Below are 17,360 nucleotides of genomic sequence, written 5' to 3'. Positions count from 1 at the left end.
AAAGACCTTCAATTCAGGTATTTTTTTGCAGGGTCAGTGTCGTCCAGTCGACAATGCTTTCCCTGTGAACCAGATTGATGCCGGATCGTGCATAAACCTCGATCACCTCGTCTGCCTGCTCGTTCAGGATTCCCGACAGAATCGCATATCCATCCTCTTGCAATGCCTTCGCCATGTCGGGTGCCAACGACACAAGCGGCCCTTTCAAGATGTTGGCAAAGACCAGATCAAACGGTGCAGCCGCAGCGAGGGTTGGATGATCAAAGCCTGCTGCCTCCACACAGTCGACGCGCCCTTCTAGTCCGTTCGCGGCGACATTCGCGCGGGCTACATCAACCGCTACCTCGTCAATATCACTTGCGATCACCGTCTGTGGCCAGATGCGCGCAGCCCCCATGGCCAACACCGCAGTCCCACAACCGATGTCGGCCACGTGCTCGCCGACAAAGCCATTGTTTGCCAAACGGTCAAGCGCACGCAAACAGCCTAACGTGGTGCCGTGATGTCCGGTCCCAAAGGCCATCGCCGCCTCGATCAGCAAAGGTTCGCAATCGGCCGGAACCTTGTCTGCATCATGCGATCCGTAGACGAAAAAGCGCCCCGCCTCGACAGGTGCAAGTTCACGCCGAACATGGGCTACCCAATCTGTCTCGGGAAGCTCGGACACCACAAAAGGTTTCGCCCCCATGGCTGCGGCGAGAACCGCCAGCGACGTATCATCAGGCTCCGCTTCGAAATATGCGCCGACCTCCCAAAGGCCCGATCCGTCTTCCATTTCGAAAACACCAACGCCTGTGGGTTCCGGCTCAAGCCGTTCCATTGCCTCGCCCAAAGCATAAGCGGCATCGCGCCCCTGAAGTGTCGTCAAAGCAGTGAAGGTCGTCATGGGCTTTCTCCGGTAATCATCTTTTTCAGCGGCGGCGGTGCCTGTCGGGGTTCGGGTAGGCGCGTGGCGGCGCAGGGTCAAGGCCCGCCGCATCCGGCCCGCGCAAGCCGTTGACGTAGAACCAGCCCCATGTCGCGGCGATGATCCCCATCAATGCGCCTGCTGCGGCTTGCCCGTAAATCACACCGCTGGCCCCGAACAGACCCGCGAATGCAGCCGCTGCAGGAAAGCTGAGAATGCCGTCCTTGGACCAGTTCACGAGTGTCGAGCGCCCGGGCTTGCCCAGATTATTGAACGCAGCGTTCGAGACAAAAAGTGCTCCGATAAAGATAAAACCACCTACGCCGACAAGCGTGAATGACCGCAACACATCCTGTCCCACACCTGTCAGCGCGAAGGCTTTGATGACATAGGGCGTGGCAATCAACATCAGAACCCACGCCACGACCGTATAGGCGAAACAGAACATCAGCGCGTCGCGGTAAGTACTGCGAACCCTATCCATCTGTCCCGCACCGAAGTTCTGACCGAATATGCCACCAATCGCACCGGACAGCGCAAAGACCCCGCCAAAGACAACGACGGTCAACCGCCCGACGACCGCCCAGGCTGCCATTGCTTCGTCCCCGTAGCGTGCCATGACTATGGTCAGCAAATAATTACCCGCCGGTGTCGACATCTGCGTTGCAATCGCAGGACCGGCAACAGCCATGAATGGTCCGGCGATATTACGCAGTGTGCGCAAGGTGGGACGGTCCACCAGTTTCATCTGGATGATTGCGAAATAGATCGCCGCAACCAACAGCGTGAACCGGAAAAGCACCAGACCGATGGCTGCACCATCAAGTCCCCATCCCATCCAGAAAATCAGAACAGGATCGATCAGCATCAACAGCATGCCACCCGTGAGCGTAATATACATGGCCTTGGCCCCGTAGCCATCCGCGCGCAGTGTGCCGGAAAGGACCAATGCCGCCGACATCGGAATAAGTGATGGTATCGTGATGGCAAGATAACGGGCCGCAAGGCGCGCGGTTTCTCCTTCGGCCCCTGTGAACCCGATCAGTTGATGGCGAAATCCGACGATCAGCGTCGAAACACAGGCAAGGATAGACGCCGCGATCACCGCAGCTGCCCCTGCCTGTCTGCGCGCCTGATCGCGGCTGCCCATACCAATACTGCGAGAGATCACGGCAGTTGCCCCGATCATCAGCCCGACAGCAATCGAGACCGAGAAAAACTGAACCGCATAAGCAAAGCCGATGGCCGCGACGAGTTGAGGCTGGCCCAGCTGGCTAACCCAGAACAGGTTCGCAGCATCAACCAGAAAAACAAACGTGATCCCCATCGCCCCTGTGGCGGTCATGCGGACAACATGCCCCATGGTCCCGCCGGTCAGGAAGCGACCCTGCTCCATATTACTGCGCTGCCTGAGGGTAACCCGCGCTAAAGATCGTCTCGTTTCCCGGTGCAGGGTGGCGTGGGATCAGCATAGCAAGGCAAAACGAAATCCCCGCCATTCCCGCCGCAAGGAAGAACACTGCCGCAGGTGAGACTAGCCACAAAAGCCCGAGCCCCACAGGTAGGAAAACCGCTGCGATGTGGTTGATGGTAAAGGCCACAGCTGCCGTGGGGGCGATGTCGGCGGGATCCGCGATTTTCTGGAAGTAGGTCTTCATCGCCAGCGCGAGACCAAAGAACATGTGGTCAAGGACATAGAGAATTGCCGCTACGACAACACCCCATCCCAAATAATAGACACCACCATAGCTCAAAAAGACCAGCACCAGACCTATGTATTCAAAGCCCAGCGTGCGGCGCTCTCCGAAGTAGCCGACGGCGCGGCCCATCAGGGGGGCAAAGATGATATTGGCAACAAGATTGATCAGATAGAGCGTAGTGATCTCGTGCACTTCATAGCCAAACCGCTCGACCATCATGAAGCCTGCGAAGACCACAAAAATCTGTCGCCGCGCACCTCCCATGAATTGCAGCGCATAATAAAGCCAGTACCGCCGCCGCAGGACCATCGTTTTATTCTGGGGCGTGGGCGCTTCGAATTGCGGATAAGCCAGCATGGCAAAGAGGGCGATTACCACCGTTACGCCACCGCCCGCCAGATAGACCACATTATAAGACAGGCTCAGCGTTTCCCACAGCGCCATAATGGCCAGATAGGCGATCAGCGTGGCAAAAGACCCCGCCGCCAGCAACCAGCCCAGCATACGCGGCGCGTCCTCGATCTTGAGCCATTGTAGTTGCAGAGATTGGTTTACCGTCTCGTAATAGTGAAACCCGATAGAGCTCAGCATCGTGATTGTCAGGATACCGCCCATAGAAGGGAACCACGCAGTGACGGCGGTCGCCACACCAAGCAGGACCAATGACACCAGCCCCAGCACCTGTTCACGGACAAAAATGATGATGGCGATCACGCCAACGGCCAGAAAGCCCGGAATTTCACGTACTGTATGCAGAAGGCCAATGTCGGCCCCGTCGAAATCCGCGACTTCGATCACGAAGTTATTCAGCAGAGCTGACCATGTGTTGAACGCGATGGGCATCGCGAGCGCCATGAGAAACAGCAACGCCACAGGCCTGCGCCAGAACGGCAAGTCCTTGGCTTGTTCAAGGGTAATGTATTGTGCCATCCTTCACCCTTACGCCGCTTCTAGCGAATTGACTATATGCAAAATCATGCATCGAGGGATGCCTAGTTACGCTCTGTTTTTCCACGACGTAACTGAGCGCCTGATACGGTTTAACAATCAGCCCGGCGATATCCTTTAGTAAAAGCTTTGCGGATCGATATCGACAGCCAAGCGCAAATCGCCCTTCAACCGCACCTGCGCGACCCATTCAGCAAGCGCATCTTGCAGAGGGGCCGACTTTTCGGCTTTGACCAGCAACCGGACACGGTGACGCCCGCGTACACGCGCGATGGGCGCGGGGGCCGGTCCGAAGACCTGCGCCCCGATGCGGCGCAGCGCACCATCCTGGCGTGCCAGCAGATTGCCTGCGTCAAACACGGCAGCCACATCCGGCCCGCTCAGAATGATCCCCGCCATGCGCCCGTAAGGCGGCACGCCCGCCTGCTTGCGTTCGGCGGCTTCGGCAGCCCAGAACTTTTCCTCATCCCCTGCAAGGATCGCGCGGATAACGGGATGCTCAGGCTGGTATGTTTGCAAAAGGGCAGCCCCGGGCGCTTCGGCGCGTCCCGCACGCCCCGCAACCTGCCGCATCAGTTGAAACGTCCTTTCCGCCGCACGCAAATCGGACCCCTGCAAGCCAAGGTCTGCGTCGATTACACCTACAAGGGTCAGGTTCGGGAAGTTATGCCCCTTGGCCACAAGCTGCGTCCCGATCACGATGTCGGCGGCACCTGCTGCAATTCCTGCAATCTCGGCCTTCAGCGCCCGCGCTGACCCGTACATATCAGATGAAAGCGTTGCGATCCGCGCATCAGGCCAGATCGCTGCCGCCTCTTCCCCCAACCGCTCGACCCCCGGACCGACCGGTGCCAGCTTACCCACAGCGTCGCAACTCGGGCAGGCCTCTGGCATGGGTTTGCTTTCACCGCATTGGTGACAGATCAGACGTTTCAGGAAACGGTGTTCCACCATCCGCGCATCGCAATCATCACAACCGATCTGATGCCCGCATGCCCGACACAGCGTGATTGGCGCATAACCGCGGCGGTTGATGAACAGCATAGCTTGCTCGCCCTTCTCCAACCGCTTGTTCACTTCGCTTTGCAAGGTGGGTGACACCCACCGGTCGCTCGGCAATCCTTCTTCCCGCATGTCGATCGCACCCATTTGTGGCATAACCGCAGGACCAAATCGCGATGTCAGATCAAGGCGCTGGTACTTTCCCGCCTCGACGTTTGCCCATGTTTCCAGCGATGGCGTTGCAGAAGCCAACACCACCTGCGCCCCGCAAATCGCCGCGCGCAACACCGCCATATCCCGCGCATTATAAAGAACCCCCTCTTCCTGCTTGTAAGAAGTGTCATGTTCCTCATCGACCACGATCAGGCCGAGGTTCTGGTAGGGTAGAAACAGCGCTGAACGTGCGCCGATCACCAGTTGGCATTGCCCCTGCCCGACCATCCGCCAGATGCGGCGGCGCTCTGTCATGGTGGCACCGGAATGCCATTCGGCGGGCTTGGCTCCGAACCGTTCCTCAACGCGCTCCAGAAACTGCTCGGTCAGGGCGATCTCTGGCAAGAGCACGAGCGCCTGTCGCCCTGCTTTCAGGGCTGCCGCCACGGCTTCCAGATAGACTTCGGTCTTGCCCGAGCCTGTGACACCGCGCAGCAGCGTCGTACCATACGTGCCCGCCGTCACGCCTTTGGCCAGAACGGCGGAAGCTTTTGCCTGATCGTCGGTCAACGTTTTGCCGGGACGGTCAGCGTCCATGCGCAGAAACGGCACATCCCGTGGGCTGTCCTCTTCGCGCACGGCCTCCTGCGCCACCAACCCCTTGATGACGGATGCCGTGACACCGGCCATATCTGCCAGTTCTTTGAGAGTGAACGACAGATCACCGTATTCGGCCAGCGTCTCAAACACCCGCCGCCGCGCGTCCGTCATTTTGTTAGGCTCCGCCGTGCCGCGGCGATAGATTTTCCGCATGGACGGCGGGTCACCCAGCCCCGGCGCACGGGTGGCAAGCCGCAGCATCGCGGGCAAAGGCGTCAGCGTGTAAGCGGCCGCGCGCTCTAGAAAGCTGCGCATTTCGCTGCGCATCGGGGCGGCATCAAGCACGCGGATCACGTGGCGCACCTTGGCATAGTCGTAATCACCTGCGCCTGGCCCCCAGACCACACCCAAAACCTTGCGCGGCCCCAAGGGCACCTCGACAAAGGCACCCAGATGACAACCGCCCTCCGGCGCTTTGTAATCCAGCGCGCGACCCAGAGGCTGTGTGCTTAGCACCGCGACAAGATCACCATGGTCAAAGAATTCAGGGGCGCTCACGCGTACTCCGCAATCATAAAAGAGGGTTTCAGGCCGCAAGATCATAGGCTAGACCCAAGATCAACGCTCCCTTCCTCAACTGCAAGGACCGCACATGAAATTCTTCGTAGATACCGCTGAAATCGACGCCATCGCCGAACTTAATGATCTGGGCATGGTGGACGGTGTAACAACCAACCCCTCGCTGATTCTGAAATCCGGCCGTGACATCATGGAAGTCACCAAAGAAATCTGTGACCTCGTCGAAGGCCCGGTTAGCGCCGAAGTCGTCGCGATGGAAGCTGACGCCATGATCGCCGAAGGCCGCAAACTGGCCGAGATCGCCGAAAACATCACCGTCAAGCTGCCGCTGACGTGGGACGGCCTCAAGGCCTGTAAGGTTCTGTCCGGCGAAGGCAAGATGGTCAACGTCACGCTTTGTTTCTCTGCAAATCAGGCGCTGCTCGCGGCTAAAGCAGGTGCGACTTTTATCTCGCCCTTCATCGGACGTCTGGATGACATCAACATCGACGGCATGGACCTCATTCAGGACATCCGCACGATTTATGACAACTACGGGTTTGAGACCAACATTCTTGCGGCATCCATCCGTTCGGTTGCGCATGTTCAGGACTGTGCGCTGATCGGTGCCGACGTCATGACGGCACCGCCGGAAGTGATCAAGAAACTAGCCACACACCCGCTGACAAATGCGGGCCTAGACCAGTTTATGAAAGACTGGGCAAAGACCGGTCAGAACATCCTTTAAGCATCACGCGGCTATCGCTGCCTGATCGCTCACCAAAAGGTGGTCCGCCGTCCAGGAGGCGGGCCGCAATTCCGCTTCTGCGCCGCCCCTGCGGATGGCACGGACCGCGCCCACCGGAATGGAAGCTGCATGTAACGCAATATCCAAACCGTCCTGTGCGGATTGTGGTGGCAAGGTCTGCCAAACACCACCTTCACTGACCGTAATGTCGCAAGGCAGGAACACTGCGGCACCACCGACACCGGTATCTGTTTCCCATGGGGTGAGTGGCGCACCAACGGCACCGACCACACAAACCACAGTTTGAAGTTCAATCGCGCGCGCATGAGCACAACCAAACACACGGGAATACCCAGTAATCATATCCGTTTTCGCTGCGATCAGCACCAGATCAAGATCAAGCTTGCCCAGCCTGCTCCATAGTGCCGTGTATTCCGTATCAAGGCAGATCGGCATCGCTATGCGCAGCCCCTGCCATGAAATGACATTTATCTGGGTACCGTGAAGGGTACTACCTCCCTCGCCCTGCTCTTCGAGAGGTGTCAGGGACATCTTATCCTGTACGTGCTCTTCCCCCTCGGGCGTTAAGAAAAATGCACGGTTGAAAAATCCGTTTGAACCGGTCGTGCTTTGGCCGGCGACCGGAAACGTACCGGGCAATATCGCTACGCCGTAGGTGGCGGAAATGCCCTTAAGCGCGGTGATTGCTGTCGGGGTCAGGCCCGCCAGCCATTCCAGATGAAGCGACGCAGGCAAGTCCGCTGGTGCAAAGCTGAGCCATTGCGCACAGGCAAATTCAGGCAGCACCAAAATGCGCGCACCACGCTCTGCGGCGGATGCCGTGCGCTTGGCCACGCTGTCTATCCAGCTGTCGAGGGATGCGATGTCATTTTGCAGGTTCGCCGCCCAGAGATCGATAGAAATTGTATCCAATGGAGTAATTCCATGCCCAAAATGCATGTAGCGCAGGGAAGGCTCGCCCTGCTTACGGGACACGCCGCACTGGCGTTCGACAGCAAACGCGCCTTGCGCTCTTTTGTTCCGGCCTCCACCACAAATCAGCAACGCTAGGCGAATTTTCTGCAATCGGGGGCAGACCGATGCGCAATCGCGTGTTATTGAGCCCTCCAAACAGCGCGAGACTGATATGAGCAGCAACCCAAAGATCGATGACGCCTTGAGAGAGGCGATCATTTCCCAACCAGATGTTATTCTTGACGATTCCGACGTCATGCAGGCGCTTATCGCGGCGAATGAAAAAGCGATGGGTGGCAATATCGTCGATCTGCGCGGCATCGCCATGGAACGGTTGGAATCGCGTCTTGACAGGTTGGAAGATACCCACCGTTCAGTGATTGCAGCGGCCTATGAAAACCTTGCCGGTACGAACCAAATCCACCGCGCGATCCTGCGAATGCTTGATCCCGTGGAGTTTGAACCCTTCCTGCGCGATCTGGGTGGCGATGTTGCTGATATTCTACGCGTGGATGCGGTCAAACTGGTGTTGGAATCGGTCCAGAACGACAATGATCCCGCCGTGCAGCGTTTGGGCGATGTCCTGAGCGTGGCCGAGCCCGGATTTATCGACGACTATCTGACCCAAGGCCGCAACAGCACACCGCGTCAGGTTACGCTGCGCGGTGTTCAGGACGGCTCAGAGCAGATTTACGCGGACAAGGCTGACTGGATACGGTCCGAGGCTTGTCTAAAGCTGGACTTCGGCGAAGGCCGTCTGCCCGGACTGCTGGTTCTGGGCGCTGAAGATCCGCATATGTTCGGGCCCCAGCAGGGTACCGATCTGCTTACCTTCTTCACCGGTGTGTTCGAGCGCGCGATGCGCCGCTGGCTGTCTTGAGCCGGGCGCAAAAAGCTGCCGAGACCGGGTTGATCAGCCCCGCCGCACGGGATGCGTTACAGACATGGCTCGACCATCAGCGCAGTCTGAAGGGTGCCGCGGAAAACACGTTGACGGCCTATCAGGGCGATGTCGCGGACTTTCTGGCGTTTATGACTGTGCATAAGGCGCAATCCCAAGGGCTTGGCGCGCTTGCGTCGATCACCATAACCGATATGCGTTCGTGGATGGCACGCACGCGCGGCCCTGATGTAGGGCCGCGTTCCATGGCGCGCAAATTGTCGGCGGTCAAAGCGTTCTATCGCTGGCTGGCCGAGCGTGAAGGGTTCGAGCCTACAGCAGTGCTATCGACCAGATCGCCCAAGTTCCAGAAGAAACTGCCCCGTCCGCTGGCCGTCGATGCCGCCAAGGCATTGATCGACTGTGTCGAAATCCAGTCAGAGCGCCCTTGGGTATCTGCACGTGACGTCGCGGTTCTGACCCTTCTTTGGGGCTGCGGTTTGCGTATCTCCGAAGCTTTGGGCCTGCTGGGCCGAGATGCCCCGTTGCCCGCAACACTGCGTATCCTCGGCAAAGGCGGGAAAGAGCGGGTTGTGCCCGTGTTGCCTGCTGCCCGCGACGCTGTTGCGCACTACCTTGAACTTTGCCCGCATCCCCAAATGACCGATGCTCCCCTGTTCCGTGCTATTCGGGGCGGCCCGCTCAGCCCGCGCGCAATTTCCAAAGTAATGGCAGATGCCCGCATGCAACTGGGCCTGCCCGCGACCGCCACGCCACATGCCATGCGCCACAGCTTTGCAACGCATCTTCTGGATGCCGGTGGCGATTTACGTGCCATTCAGGAGTTGCTGGGCCACGCGTCGCTTTCCACCACACAGGCCTATACGGCTGTGGACACGGCCAGACTGATGGAAGTTTACAACCGCTCCCATCCGAAAGCCGGCTAACGATCACTCTATCAATCCTGCTAGCCCTTCAGGCCATCCACAAAATGCTGCGCAGCTGAAGACGGGTCAGCCTCCCCCGCTGCGACCTGATCGCTCAATGCGGCAAGGGCAACGCGCGCCTCGGGATGATACAGTTGCGCCAGTAGCCGCTGCTTGACGTCCTCGTTGAACCAGTACCGCGCCTGTGCTTCGCGGGTCTTTTCCCAGAACCCCTGTTCGCGACGCCAGCCGATCAGGGCTTCCATTCTCTCCCAAGCCTCTGCCAGACCGTCTTCTTCCAAAGCAGAGACTGTCATCGCGCAGGGATATCCTTCTGGGTCTTGTGCCCTTTTGCGTAGCAAGCGCAGCGCACCCGAATAATCAGCGCAGGTACGCACAGCCACCGGTTTGAGATCGCCATCCGCCTTGTTCACGAGAATAATATCGGCCATCTCCATGATACCGCGCTTGACGCCTTGCAACTCGTCGCCGCCCGCAGGAGCCAAGAGCAGCAGAAAGAGATCAGCCATCTCTGCCACCACTGTTTCTGACTGCCCCACACCAACGGTCTCAATCAGCACCACGTCGAAACCCGCCGCTTCGCACAGACGCACAGCCTCGCGGGTGCGCCGCGCCACGCCACCCAGATGGGTCTGACTAGGGGATGGCCGGATAAAGGCATTTGTCTCGCGGCTCAGCAAATCCATGCGCGTCTTGTCGCCCAGTATCGACCCACCGGAGCGCGAGGAAGACGGATCAACCGCCAACACCGCCACCCGCAAACCACGCGCGATCAGCATCATGCCAAAGCTCTCGATGAATGTTGATTTACCGACGCCCGGTGTCCCCGACAGGCCAATGCGTACCGCTTGCCTGTCCTGTGGCAACGCGGCCAAAAGTTCTGCCGCCTGTGCACGGTGATCCTCGCGGCCCGACTCGACCAGTGTAATCGCCCTTGCGAGCGCCCGCCTCTCCCCTGCGCTTACGCGCTGTGCCAAATCCGTCATATCCATGGCGCATCTTTTGCGGTCCTGTCCGCGATTGTCCATCCCCACCCTTGGCGTTAGCCGTGGTTTCGCAGATAAGCGCAGGTATGACAGACGCCTTGCCAATTGATGCGGTACTGCCGCAGGTGATCGCAGCCTTGCAGACGCGGGGACGCGTCGTGCTGCAAGCACCACCAGGTGCGGGCAAGACAACGCGTGTACCGCTTGCAATGCTCGAAGCAGGTGTCACGCAAGGTCGCATCCTCATGCTTGAGCCGCGCCGCCTTGCCGCGCGGGCCGCCGCCGAACGCATGGCGCAGACTTTGAGAGAAAAGGCCGGTGATACGGTCGGCTACCGCGTGCGCGGGGCTTCCGCGATCGGCAAAAGTACCCGCATCGAGGTGGTCACAGAGGGCATTCTGACACGCATGCTACAAGATGCGCCTGATTTGCCGGGTGTGGGCGCGGTGATCTTTGACGAATTTCACGAACGGTCCCTGAACGCTGATCTTGGTCTAGCGCTTTGTCTTGAGGTCGCAGGTGCATTGCGCGATGACCTGCAACTCGTCGTGATGTCCGCAACCCTTGATGCGGCACCGGTTGCGGCCCTTATGGATGCCCCTGTTGTCACATCAGAAGGTCGCAGCTTTCCAGTTGAAGCTATTTGGCTGGACCGGCCAATCGGTAAACAGCGGCTGGAAGAAAGTGTCTCCGATCTGGTTCTGAAAGCGCTGAGCGAAGCTGAAGGGTCCGCGCTGGTCTTTCTTCCGGGCGAAGGCGAAATCCGACGGGTAGAAGCTTTGCTACGCAATCAGGTGCCGGATGATTGCACCATTGCCCCGCTCTTTGGCGCGATGGATTTTACCGCGCAGCGCCGCGCTATTGATCCATCCCCGCATGGCCGCAAGATTGTGCTGGCCACTTCGATTGCCGAGACATCGCTGACCATCGAAGGGATCCGAATTGTGGTCGATGCAGGCCGTGCGCGTCGGGCGAAGTTTGATCCGGCCTCCGGTATGTCGCGGCTCGTGACCGAGAAGGTCACCCGTGCCGAAGCCACCCAGCGGGCAGGCCGCGCCGGACGCATGAGTAGCGGCACAGCTTACAAGCTATGGACGCGCGGCGAAGAAGGTGCGCTCGCCGCCTACCCGCCAGCCGAGATCGAAGTGGGTGATTTGAGCGGTTTTGCACTGGAACTTGCGGTTTGGGGGGCGGAGGCCGCCGATCTTTCTTTTGTCACGCCGCCCCACGAAGGCCGCCTGGCCGAGGCGCGGGCCGTGCTGCATATGCTTGATGCGTTAGACGACCAAGGTCGCATCACAAATCACGGTCGTGCCCTTGCCCGTCTGCCGCTTCATCCACGGCTGGCGCATATGGTGGATCGTGGCGGGTCGCGTGCGCCGCTTCTGGCCGCACTGATGGCTGAACGTGATCCGATGCGCGGGGCAGGCACAGACCTGCGCATGCGCATGGATGCTGTAGAAGGCAAGCGAACCACGGCACAGCCGCACGCACCAACAATTGCGCGGATCAGGCAAGAAGCAAAAAGACTGAGCCGAGGTCAAAGCAACAACGGCCCTGATGACGTCAGCCCGCTCGCCGCACTCGCCTATCCTGACCGTGTCGGCCTGCGCCGCAAAGGCGACGCGCCCCGCTATGTGCTGTCCGGTGGCAAAGGCGCGGTCATGCCTGATGGTGATGCGCTTGCGCAGACACGGCTGATCGTAGCGACCGATCTCGATGGCGACCCGCGCGAAGCGCGTGTGCGGCAAGCCGTACCCATCTCCGAAGGTGAGTTGCGGGAACTTTTTGAAGATCAGATTATCTGGCGCAACCTGTGTGAGTGGTCACGCCGTGAAGGTCGGGTGTTGAGCCGTCAGCAGGAGTGTTTCGGCGCACTCGTGCTCGACGACCGCAACTGGACGGATGCTCCTGATGAGGACGTGGCCCGCGCGATGATGGACGGGGTCCGCCTGCTAGGCCTGAAAGCGGGCAAAGCGGCCACATTATTTCTGGCGCGTGCCCGCCTGATGGGCGATGACTTTCCCGATTTTTCCGAAGACCACTTGACGGAGACGTTGGACGATTGGCTGTTGCCACATCTTAACGGTGTTCGGACAACAGCCGACTGGAAAGCGTTCGATTTGTTGCCGGCGCTCAAGGCGCGACTGACGTGGGAGCAGCAACAAGTCATGGACCAACGCGTCCCCCCCCATTTCGAGACACCATTGGGGCGCAAAATCGCAATAGATTATGATGCGGAGGTGCCGCAGATCGCCCTCCGCCTGCAAGAGCTGTTTGGTGTGACTACGCATCCGACAGTGGCAGGCAAACCGCTGCAGATCACCTTGCTGTCACCCGCCCAGCGCCCCGTTCAGGTAACCATGGACCTGCCCGGTTTCTGGCGCAGTTCTTATGCCGATGTGCGCAAGGATATGCGCGGACGCTATCCCCGCCATCCTTGGCCGGAAGACCCGACACAGGCCGACCCGACCCTGCGCGCCAAGCGACGCGGCACCTGAGAATTGACGACTAATCGTTGTCGGTCAGCCCTGCCCCAGCGCCTGACAGCCGTGAAGCTGCTGTTTCGGGAACCAGTATCCGCGCGGCGTACCTTTGCATCTCATCATACAGCGACTGCCCTATTTCCACCCGTGGCAGCACAGGCGGTCCCTTGGGATGCTTTAGATCAACGCTGACGTGAACGCACCCTTCAACGGTCTTTCCACGCACGGCGTAAGGCTGCGCGTAAAAATAGCTGAGTTCCAGAGCAGCAAAGGCACCGGGTTCTATCACCGCAGTCAACGGGGCCTGATCTGCACCTTCCAACAGGCGCATGATTTTGATGGGCAATGCCATGACCGGACCGGAGGGCAATGCGCGCAGCGCGGCAGAAAGCTCGCTTTGGTCACAGCCCGCGCTGATGTGGCTCAATGCAGCATTGCCGAATGCGGTCGCTTGTGCAGGCGGTGCCCCTGCCCCGCGTGCAGCTTTGTCCGCCAGCGTCATTACCTCGTTTGCAGAGCACATCATGGCGCGAACACCGGCAGCCACCAATCATCCGCATTCTGGTTTAGATCATCGGCCAATGGTGCCCCTTGGCACAGGGTAATGCGCGTCCAGCGGTCCGACTTGGGATCGAATTTCGAGGCCCCGAAAAACGACAATTTGCATCGGAGCATGTCGATCGGCAGACACGACGTCGCAATCAGGTTATCGCGTATTTCAGCATAGGGATGATGCGCGGCCATCTGTACGCGGGTGACAGCGAGAGCATGATGGGGATAGGCATCCAGAAAGTCCGACAGCCTCATCTCGTTTTCGGTGAGGTCATGGTACAGCGCCTTGATCCTGCGGCCTATGTCGAGCGGCGTTTCCAGCGCCGCACCCTCTTCTTCGAATCGCAAACCAAGCCTTGGTTCCGATTTGGCTTCTGAGACATACCAGAACTGCCCGCAGTGATCTGCGGCAGCATAGTCAGGTGTCAGCGCCCAATCAAAGTGGCCCTCAATCATCTCCTTGATCTTCTGAGTGCCAGCCAATGGCGGCGCGAAAGCACCGTAAGGATCAGACATGCACTCCGTCAGGCCGTCAACAAGATCGCCAAACGGCTCGATCATCAGCGCGGCGGTGAGTTCCTGAATGTCAGGGCTGGCACCTGCCACCTGCTCCATCACGAGGTCAAGCGGTTGTCTGACGGAGAAATCAAACATTGGGTGAAGTTCCGCCCAGTCAACCCGCAAGGCATCGATCCGCGCCTGATGCACAGGGTCAGGCACGTTCCATTCGTTCAAATGCTGTTCGGCACGCAGCGCAAGATGACGCAGATGCTGTTGCTGCAAATCATCCAGACGCTCGATTGCGCGCACACGCGCGAGTGCGGTTTCCCGCGCCAGCATCCAGTTGTTTAGCAATACCGGATGGTTCACCAGAAACGGTGCCATCCCAAGACCGGTGGAATTACCTATGCCCAGATGCCGCTTGAGCGCAGGATCAAGCGTCGCACCGCCTACATGCTCTGCGAGATCATGGGTGAAGTGCCGGATCAGCCAGACCGTCAGCATTTCGGCCGCAAAAGGACCCTCTAGCCCGGGACGACTGTCGATCAGCGCGCGGTCCGCAATGCCGAACTTTCCGTTGCCGTAAACAGCAGTTGTACGCATCAGGTAGCCGACATCGCGGATCATATCGGGATCGGGTTGGCGACCTTCCCGTAAGGATTGCACGACATGGCCGAACAGGCGCACAGATTTATTGGCACGGCTCAGGACCAAATCCCGCTCGGTATAGCGGGCGGCTTCCTGTTTGGGTGCGCAGGTGATGATCCGTGCGATTTCTTCCGGGGATGGCACCCCGTCATAAAGCACATACGCGCTGTCCCAAGCCGTCGCTATGACGCGATCCGTGCGCATGTCTTCGGGCAAATCGGTGGACACAACAACAAGCGAGTAGACATGCCCGCCCAGACGAAGGGAATAGACCGCGTGGCCAAAGCCGTCCTCGCACATGTCCCAGACGGGGCGGCTGACCGTAACATCTTCCTCAGCCAAACGCCGCAGGAGACTTCGCAGAAAGGACAACCGCGTGGGGAACATCGCACCCATCCGCGCCAGACGCATCACCTGAGAGGCGGGGCGCAGAGCAGTTTGCGGCGGTGTTGCGATATCCTTCATGCCGGCCCAAAACCCTGTTGATAGAAGCGGTGCCAGTTCCCTCCCATGATACCATCAACCTGCGCAATTTCCAAACCTGCGTTCAGTAGACCGGTTCGGATGTTCCCGAAATCGCGGTTGTCGTTGAACCATGACGGCATCGGCGGGAAGCCCGCATTGCTGGCCGACCCTTCGCCGTAATCGATGCCCTTGGTCCAGCGACCTACGCGCATCCACTCCACAATGCTGTCGGGTTGATCCTGACACAAATCTGTTCCGATCCCCAGGTGCTCTGCCCCGTACCGCGCCGCAGCCTCTGCAATCATCGCGCAAAAACTGTCGAGCGTGCAGTCTGATCCGCCAGCCAGATGATGCGGATAAACCGAAAAACCCAGCATTCCACCCGCGCCGGACAGTGCCTTCAGAACGGCATCGGATTTGTTGCGCAGCGCCACGTGCCACCAATGCGGGTTTGCATGGGTAATGGCGATGGGTCGTGTGGAATGATCAATCGCTTCCAGGGTGGAGCGCTCGCCCGAATGGCTCATGTCGATCACCATGCCAACGCGGTTCATCTCTGTCACGACTGCGCGGCCCATACGGGTGAGGCCGGTGTCATCGTCCTCGTAACACCCCGTCGCCAGCAGTGACTGGTTGTTGTAGGTCAACTGCATGAAGCGGATGCCAAGCTGATGGCAAATTTCTACAAGCCCGATATCATCCTCAATCGGGCTGGGGTTCTGGAAACCAAAGAAAATCGCAGTGCGCCCCGTCTTCTGCGCAAGGCTCACATCCGCTGCAGTTGTTCCTTTAAAGATAAGATCGGGATGGTCCTCGAACCAGCGGTTCCAGCGTTCAAGGTTGAGCACCATTTCGCGAAAGGTTTCGTGATAGGCGATGGTCACGTGCACCGCATCGACACCGCCCGCCCGCATCTGTTCAAAGATCGCAGGAGAGAAGTTGGCGTACTGCAGGTTATCGATCAGAGGCGTTTTCATGCCTGTACCATGACCACTTCAGCATAACGGCTCAACACGGAATCCGACATAGAAGGCTGCAAAACGGACAGGCCGCCGCTCCTCAGAGCGCCGTTATGGTGCCCACCGCACGAATGTCACCCGTTGGAGCCGCACCTGGCGCACCGCCCGGCGGCTCATCCGAGATAGCGAGGGTGATGTCAGAGACGAACGGCACCAATGCTTCAGGCAAGCGGACGCGGGTCGCCGCGTCGGCAGGCAAGACGCCCAAGGATTGCGGCGCGGCATCAGGCAGGATCGCCCAAAGTTCCAGCACGCGGCCTTCCGGCACCGCGCCCGCCACACGGCGCAGCGCGATGTCGCCGTCGGTATCGACCACAACAAGCAGTTCCAGATCACCGCTTTCGCCGGTCATATGCGCGGCAAATACGTTGCGCGGAACGCTTTCAGGATCAGGTTGAAGCAAAGGTGTGGCCAGATAGGCGGCCAGAACCAAAGCGGCCAGCGCAATTCCCTGCCAAACCCAGAGCCGCTGCATAACCGGCACAGATACCTTCGGAAACACCTCGGCAAGCAGCTTCCGGCGCAGCTTGCGGGGCGGTTTAACCGGATCGATGCCATCAGTCATCGCCACGAACCGTTCCTGCCAGGCAGCGACACGTTGGGCAAATGCAGCATCGTGGCGTGCGCGGGCGCGTACGGTATCAATCTCCGCCACGGGCGTCAGACCCAAGGCATATTCAGCGGCCAGCATCGCATCATCTGCGCCGGGCTCATCGGTAGTGGGGATATCGTCCATCATGTGCTCATACACGCCCGCAGCGCGATAAGGCCACGGCGCAGCCACGTGCGCATGGTGTTAAGTGGGACATCGAAGCGTTTCGCCAGATCAGCATATGTCAGACCGTCCAGATATGCGCCACGGATCGCGGCACCGCGATCAGCCTCAAGCCCGTTAAGGCAATCGCTCAGTTTGGCCGCCTCAGAGGTTGCAACAGCGAATTGTTCGGGCGATGGTTCAGGCGCGATCAGCTCAAGCCCGGGCTTGTTGATGGTCTGATGCCCCTTTTTACGTGCGCGCAGGCGGTCAATCGCAGTGTTGCGTGCAATTGTGATCAGCCACGTCATCGGTGACAGCCCGTTGGAGCGGTAGCGATCAGCGTTGTTCCAGACTTTGACAAATGTGTCCTGCATTGCATCCTCGGCAGCCGCATGTTTGGTCAAGACACGCAAACATACACCAAAGAGTTTCGCACTGACACGGTCATAAAGCGCCTCGAACGCCTCACGGTCCTTTTGCGCCACGCGCGAGATCAACTCTTCAATCTCCTCACGGTCCGACATTCAA

The 17,360-nt window shown here is 59.2% G+C and carries 16 protein-coding genes; 5 read left to right on the top strand and 11 right to left on the bottom strand.

The window, feature by feature from the left end:
• Positions 1–13 precede the first annotated feature (13 nt).
• From Z946_RS0113075 to Z946_RS0113060, 4 genes are all read right to left on the bottom strand, one after another.
• Positions 14–886, bottom strand: coding sequence for a 50S ribosomal protein L11 methyltransferase (locus tag Z946_RS0113075; RefSeq protein ID WP_025056182.1), 873 nt, complete (start codon positions 884–886; stop codon positions 14–16).
• 25 nt (positions 887–911) lie between these two features.
• Entirely contained in the window at positions 912–2,303 is a 1,392-nt protein-coding gene (locus Z946_RS0113070; RefSeq protein WP_241461334.1) for an MATE family efflux transporter, read from the bottom strand.
• A 1-nt stretch (position 2,304) separates the two neighbouring features.
• Positions 2,305–3,537 carry an MFS transporter gene (locus tag Z946_RS0113065; RefSeq protein WP_025056180.1) on the bottom strand — a complete coding sequence of 411 codons (1,233 nt, stop codon included), beginning with the start codon at positions 3,535–3,537 and terminating at the stop codon, positions 2,305–2,307.
• A gap of 135 nt (positions 3,538–3,672) precedes the next feature.
• On the bottom strand, positions 3,673–5,868 hold the full coding sequence (locus tag Z946_RS0113060; RefSeq protein WP_025056179.1) for a primosomal protein N': 2,196 nt from the start codon (positions 5,866–5,868) through the stop codon (positions 3,673–3,675).
• 94 nt (positions 5,869–5,962) lie between these two features.
• On the opposite strand from Z946_RS0113060, the gene fsa reads away from it, so the two are divergent.
• A complete protein-coding gene (gene fsa, locus Z946_RS0113055; RefSeq protein WP_025056178.1) occupies positions 5,963–6,616 on the top strand; it encodes a fructose-6-phosphate aldolase in 654 nt (217 codons plus the stop codon).
• 3 nt (positions 6,617–6,619) lie between these two features.
• Here fsa and Z946_RS0113050 read toward each other — a convergent pair whose 3' ends face one another.
• Complete coding sequence (locus tag Z946_RS0113050; RefSeq protein WP_025056177.1) at positions 6,620–7,549, bottom strand: nitrilase-related carbon-nitrogen hydrolase; 930 nt, start codon at positions 7,547–7,549, stop codon at positions 6,620–6,622.
• A 12-nt stretch (positions 7,550–7,561) separates the two neighbouring features.
• Here Z946_RS0113050 and Z946_RS21885 point away from each other — a divergent pair, with 12 nt between their 5' ends.
• From Z946_RS21885 to Z946_RS0113035, 3 genes are all read left to right on the top strand, one after another.
• The gene (locus Z946_RS21885) at positions 7,562–7,687 is read left to right on the top strand and encodes a hypothetical protein (RefSeq protein WP_260168498.1); all 126 of its coding nucleotides are present in this window, start codon (positions 7,562–7,564) and stop codon (positions 7,685–7,687) included.
• Between the two features lie 76 nt (positions 7,688–7,763).
• Positions 7,764–8,471, top strand: coding sequence for a DUF484 family protein (locus Z946_RS0113040; RefSeq protein ID WP_025056176.1), 708 nt, complete (start codon positions 7,764–7,766; stop codon positions 8,469–8,471).
• Positions 8,468–9,418, top strand: coding sequence for a tyrosine recombinase XerC (locus tag Z946_RS0113035; RefSeq protein ID WP_241461333.1), 951 nt, complete (start codon positions 8,468–8,470; stop codon positions 9,416–9,418). Before Z946_RS0113040 ends, Z946_RS0113035 begins: the two co-directional genes overlap by 4 nt.
• A gap of 20 nt (positions 9,419–9,438) precedes the next feature.
• On the opposite strand, the gene meaB is transcribed toward Z946_RS0113035, so the two are convergent.
• The gene (gene meaB, locus Z946_RS0113030) at positions 9,439–10,410 is read right to left on the bottom strand and encodes a methylmalonyl Co-A mutase-associated GTPase MeaB (protein ID WP_025056174.1); all 972 of its coding nucleotides are present in this window, start codon (positions 10,408–10,410) and stop codon (positions 9,439–9,441) included.
• Positions 10,411–10,490: 80 nt separating this feature from the next.
• Between meaB and hrpB the strand changes: the two genes are divergently transcribed.
• Entirely contained in the window at positions 10,491–12,905 is a 2,415-nt protein-coding gene (gene hrpB / locus Z946_RS0113025; RefSeq protein WP_025056173.1) for an ATP-dependent helicase HrpB, read from the top strand.
• Positions 12,906–12,915: 10 nt separating this feature from the next.
• Here the strand turns inward: hrpB and Z946_RS0113020 are convergent, their stop codons facing one another.
• From Z946_RS0113020 to Z946_RS0113000, 5 genes are all read right to left on the bottom strand, one after another.
• The gene (locus Z946_RS0113020; protein ID WP_037969726.1) at positions 12,916–13,416 is read right to left on the bottom strand and encodes a hypothetical protein; all 501 of its coding nucleotides are present in this window, start codon (positions 13,414–13,416) and stop codon (positions 12,916–12,918) included.
• Positions 13,413–15,056 carry a hypothetical protein gene (locus Z946_RS0113015; protein WP_025056171.1) on the bottom strand — a complete coding sequence of 548 codons (1,644 nt, stop codon included), beginning with the start codon at positions 15,054–15,056 and terminating at the stop codon, positions 13,413–13,415. Before Z946_RS0113015 ends, Z946_RS0113020 begins: the two co-directional genes overlap by 4 nt.
• On the bottom strand, positions 15,053–16,033 hold the full coding sequence (locus Z946_RS0113010; RefSeq protein WP_025056170.1) for a membrane dipeptidase: 981 nt from the start codon (positions 16,031–16,033) through the stop codon (positions 15,053–15,055). Before Z946_RS0113010 ends, Z946_RS0113015 begins: the two co-directional genes overlap by 4 nt.
• 82 nt (positions 16,034–16,115) lie before the next feature.
• Positions 16,116–16,811 carry an anti-sigma factor gene (locus Z946_RS0113005; protein ID WP_025056169.1) on the bottom strand — a complete coding sequence of 232 codons (696 nt, stop codon included), beginning with the start codon at positions 16,809–16,811 and terminating at the stop codon, positions 16,116–16,118.
• Positions 16,811–17,356, bottom strand: a complete 546-nt coding sequence (locus Z946_RS0113000) for a sigma-70 family RNA polymerase sigma factor (protein ID WP_025056168.1) — start codon at positions 17,354–17,356, stop codon at positions 16,811–16,813. Before Z946_RS0113000 ends, Z946_RS0113005 begins: the two co-directional genes overlap by 1 nt.
• Positions 17,357–17,360 lie beyond the last annotated feature (4 nt).

Origin of the sequence: Sulfitobacter noctilucicola (assembly GCF_000622385.1) — a bacterium.
GTDB lineage: Bacteria > Pseudomonadota > Alphaproteobacteria > Rhodobacterales > Rhodobacteraceae > Sulfitobacter > Sulfitobacter noctilucicola.
This window is presented reverse-complemented; position numbering and strand designations above follow the sequence as displayed.

Coding starts and splice junctions, on each gene's coding strand:
- Z946_RS0113075 (WP_025056182.1), bottom strand. CDS start 886: ATGACGACCTTCACTGCTTTGACGACACTTCAGGGGCGCGATGCCGCT.
- Z946_RS0113015 (WP_025056171.1), bottom strand. CDS start 15,056: ATGAAGGATATCGCAACACCGCCGCAAACTGCTCTGCGCCCCGCCTCT.
- meaB (WP_025056174.1), bottom strand. CDS start 10,410: ATGGATATGACGGATTTGGCACAGCGCGTAAGCGCAGGGGAGAGGCGG.
- Z946_RS0113020 (WP_037969726.1), bottom strand. CDS start 13,416: ATGATGTGCTCTGCAAACGAGGTAATGACGCTGGCGGACAAAGCTGCA.
- hrpB (WP_025056173.1), top strand. CDS start 10,491: ATGACAGACGCCTTGCCAATTGATGCGGTACTGCCGCAGGTGATCGCA.
- Z946_RS0113070 (WP_241461334.1), bottom strand. CDS start 2,303: ATGGAGCAGGGTCGCTTCCTGACCGGCGGGACCATGGGGCATGTTGTC.
- Z946_RS0113065 (WP_025056180.1), bottom strand. CDS start 3,537: ATGGCACAATACATTACCCTTGAACAAGCCAAGGACTTGCCGTTCTGG.
- Z946_RS0113040 (WP_025056176.1), top strand. CDS start 7,764: ATGAGCAGCAACCCAAAGATCGATGACGCCTTGAGAGAGGCGATCATT.
- Z946_RS21885 (WP_260168498.1), top strand. CDS start 7,562: ATGCCCAAAATGCATGTAGCGCAGGGAAGGCTCGCCCTGCTTACGGGA.
- fsa (WP_025056178.1), top strand. CDS start 5,963: ATGAAATTCTTCGTAGATACCGCTGAAATCGACGCCATCGCCGAACTT.
- Z946_RS0113010 (WP_025056170.1), bottom strand. CDS start 16,033: ATGAAAACGCCTCTGATCGATAACCTGCAGTACGCCAACTTCTCTCCT.
- Z946_RS0113000 (WP_025056168.1), bottom strand. CDS start 17,356: ATGTCGGACCGTGAGGAGATTGAAGAGTTGATCTCGCGCGTGGCGCAA.
- Z946_RS0113005 (WP_025056169.1), bottom strand. CDS start 16,811: ATGGACGATATCCCCACTACCGATGAGCCCGGCGCAGATGATGCGATG.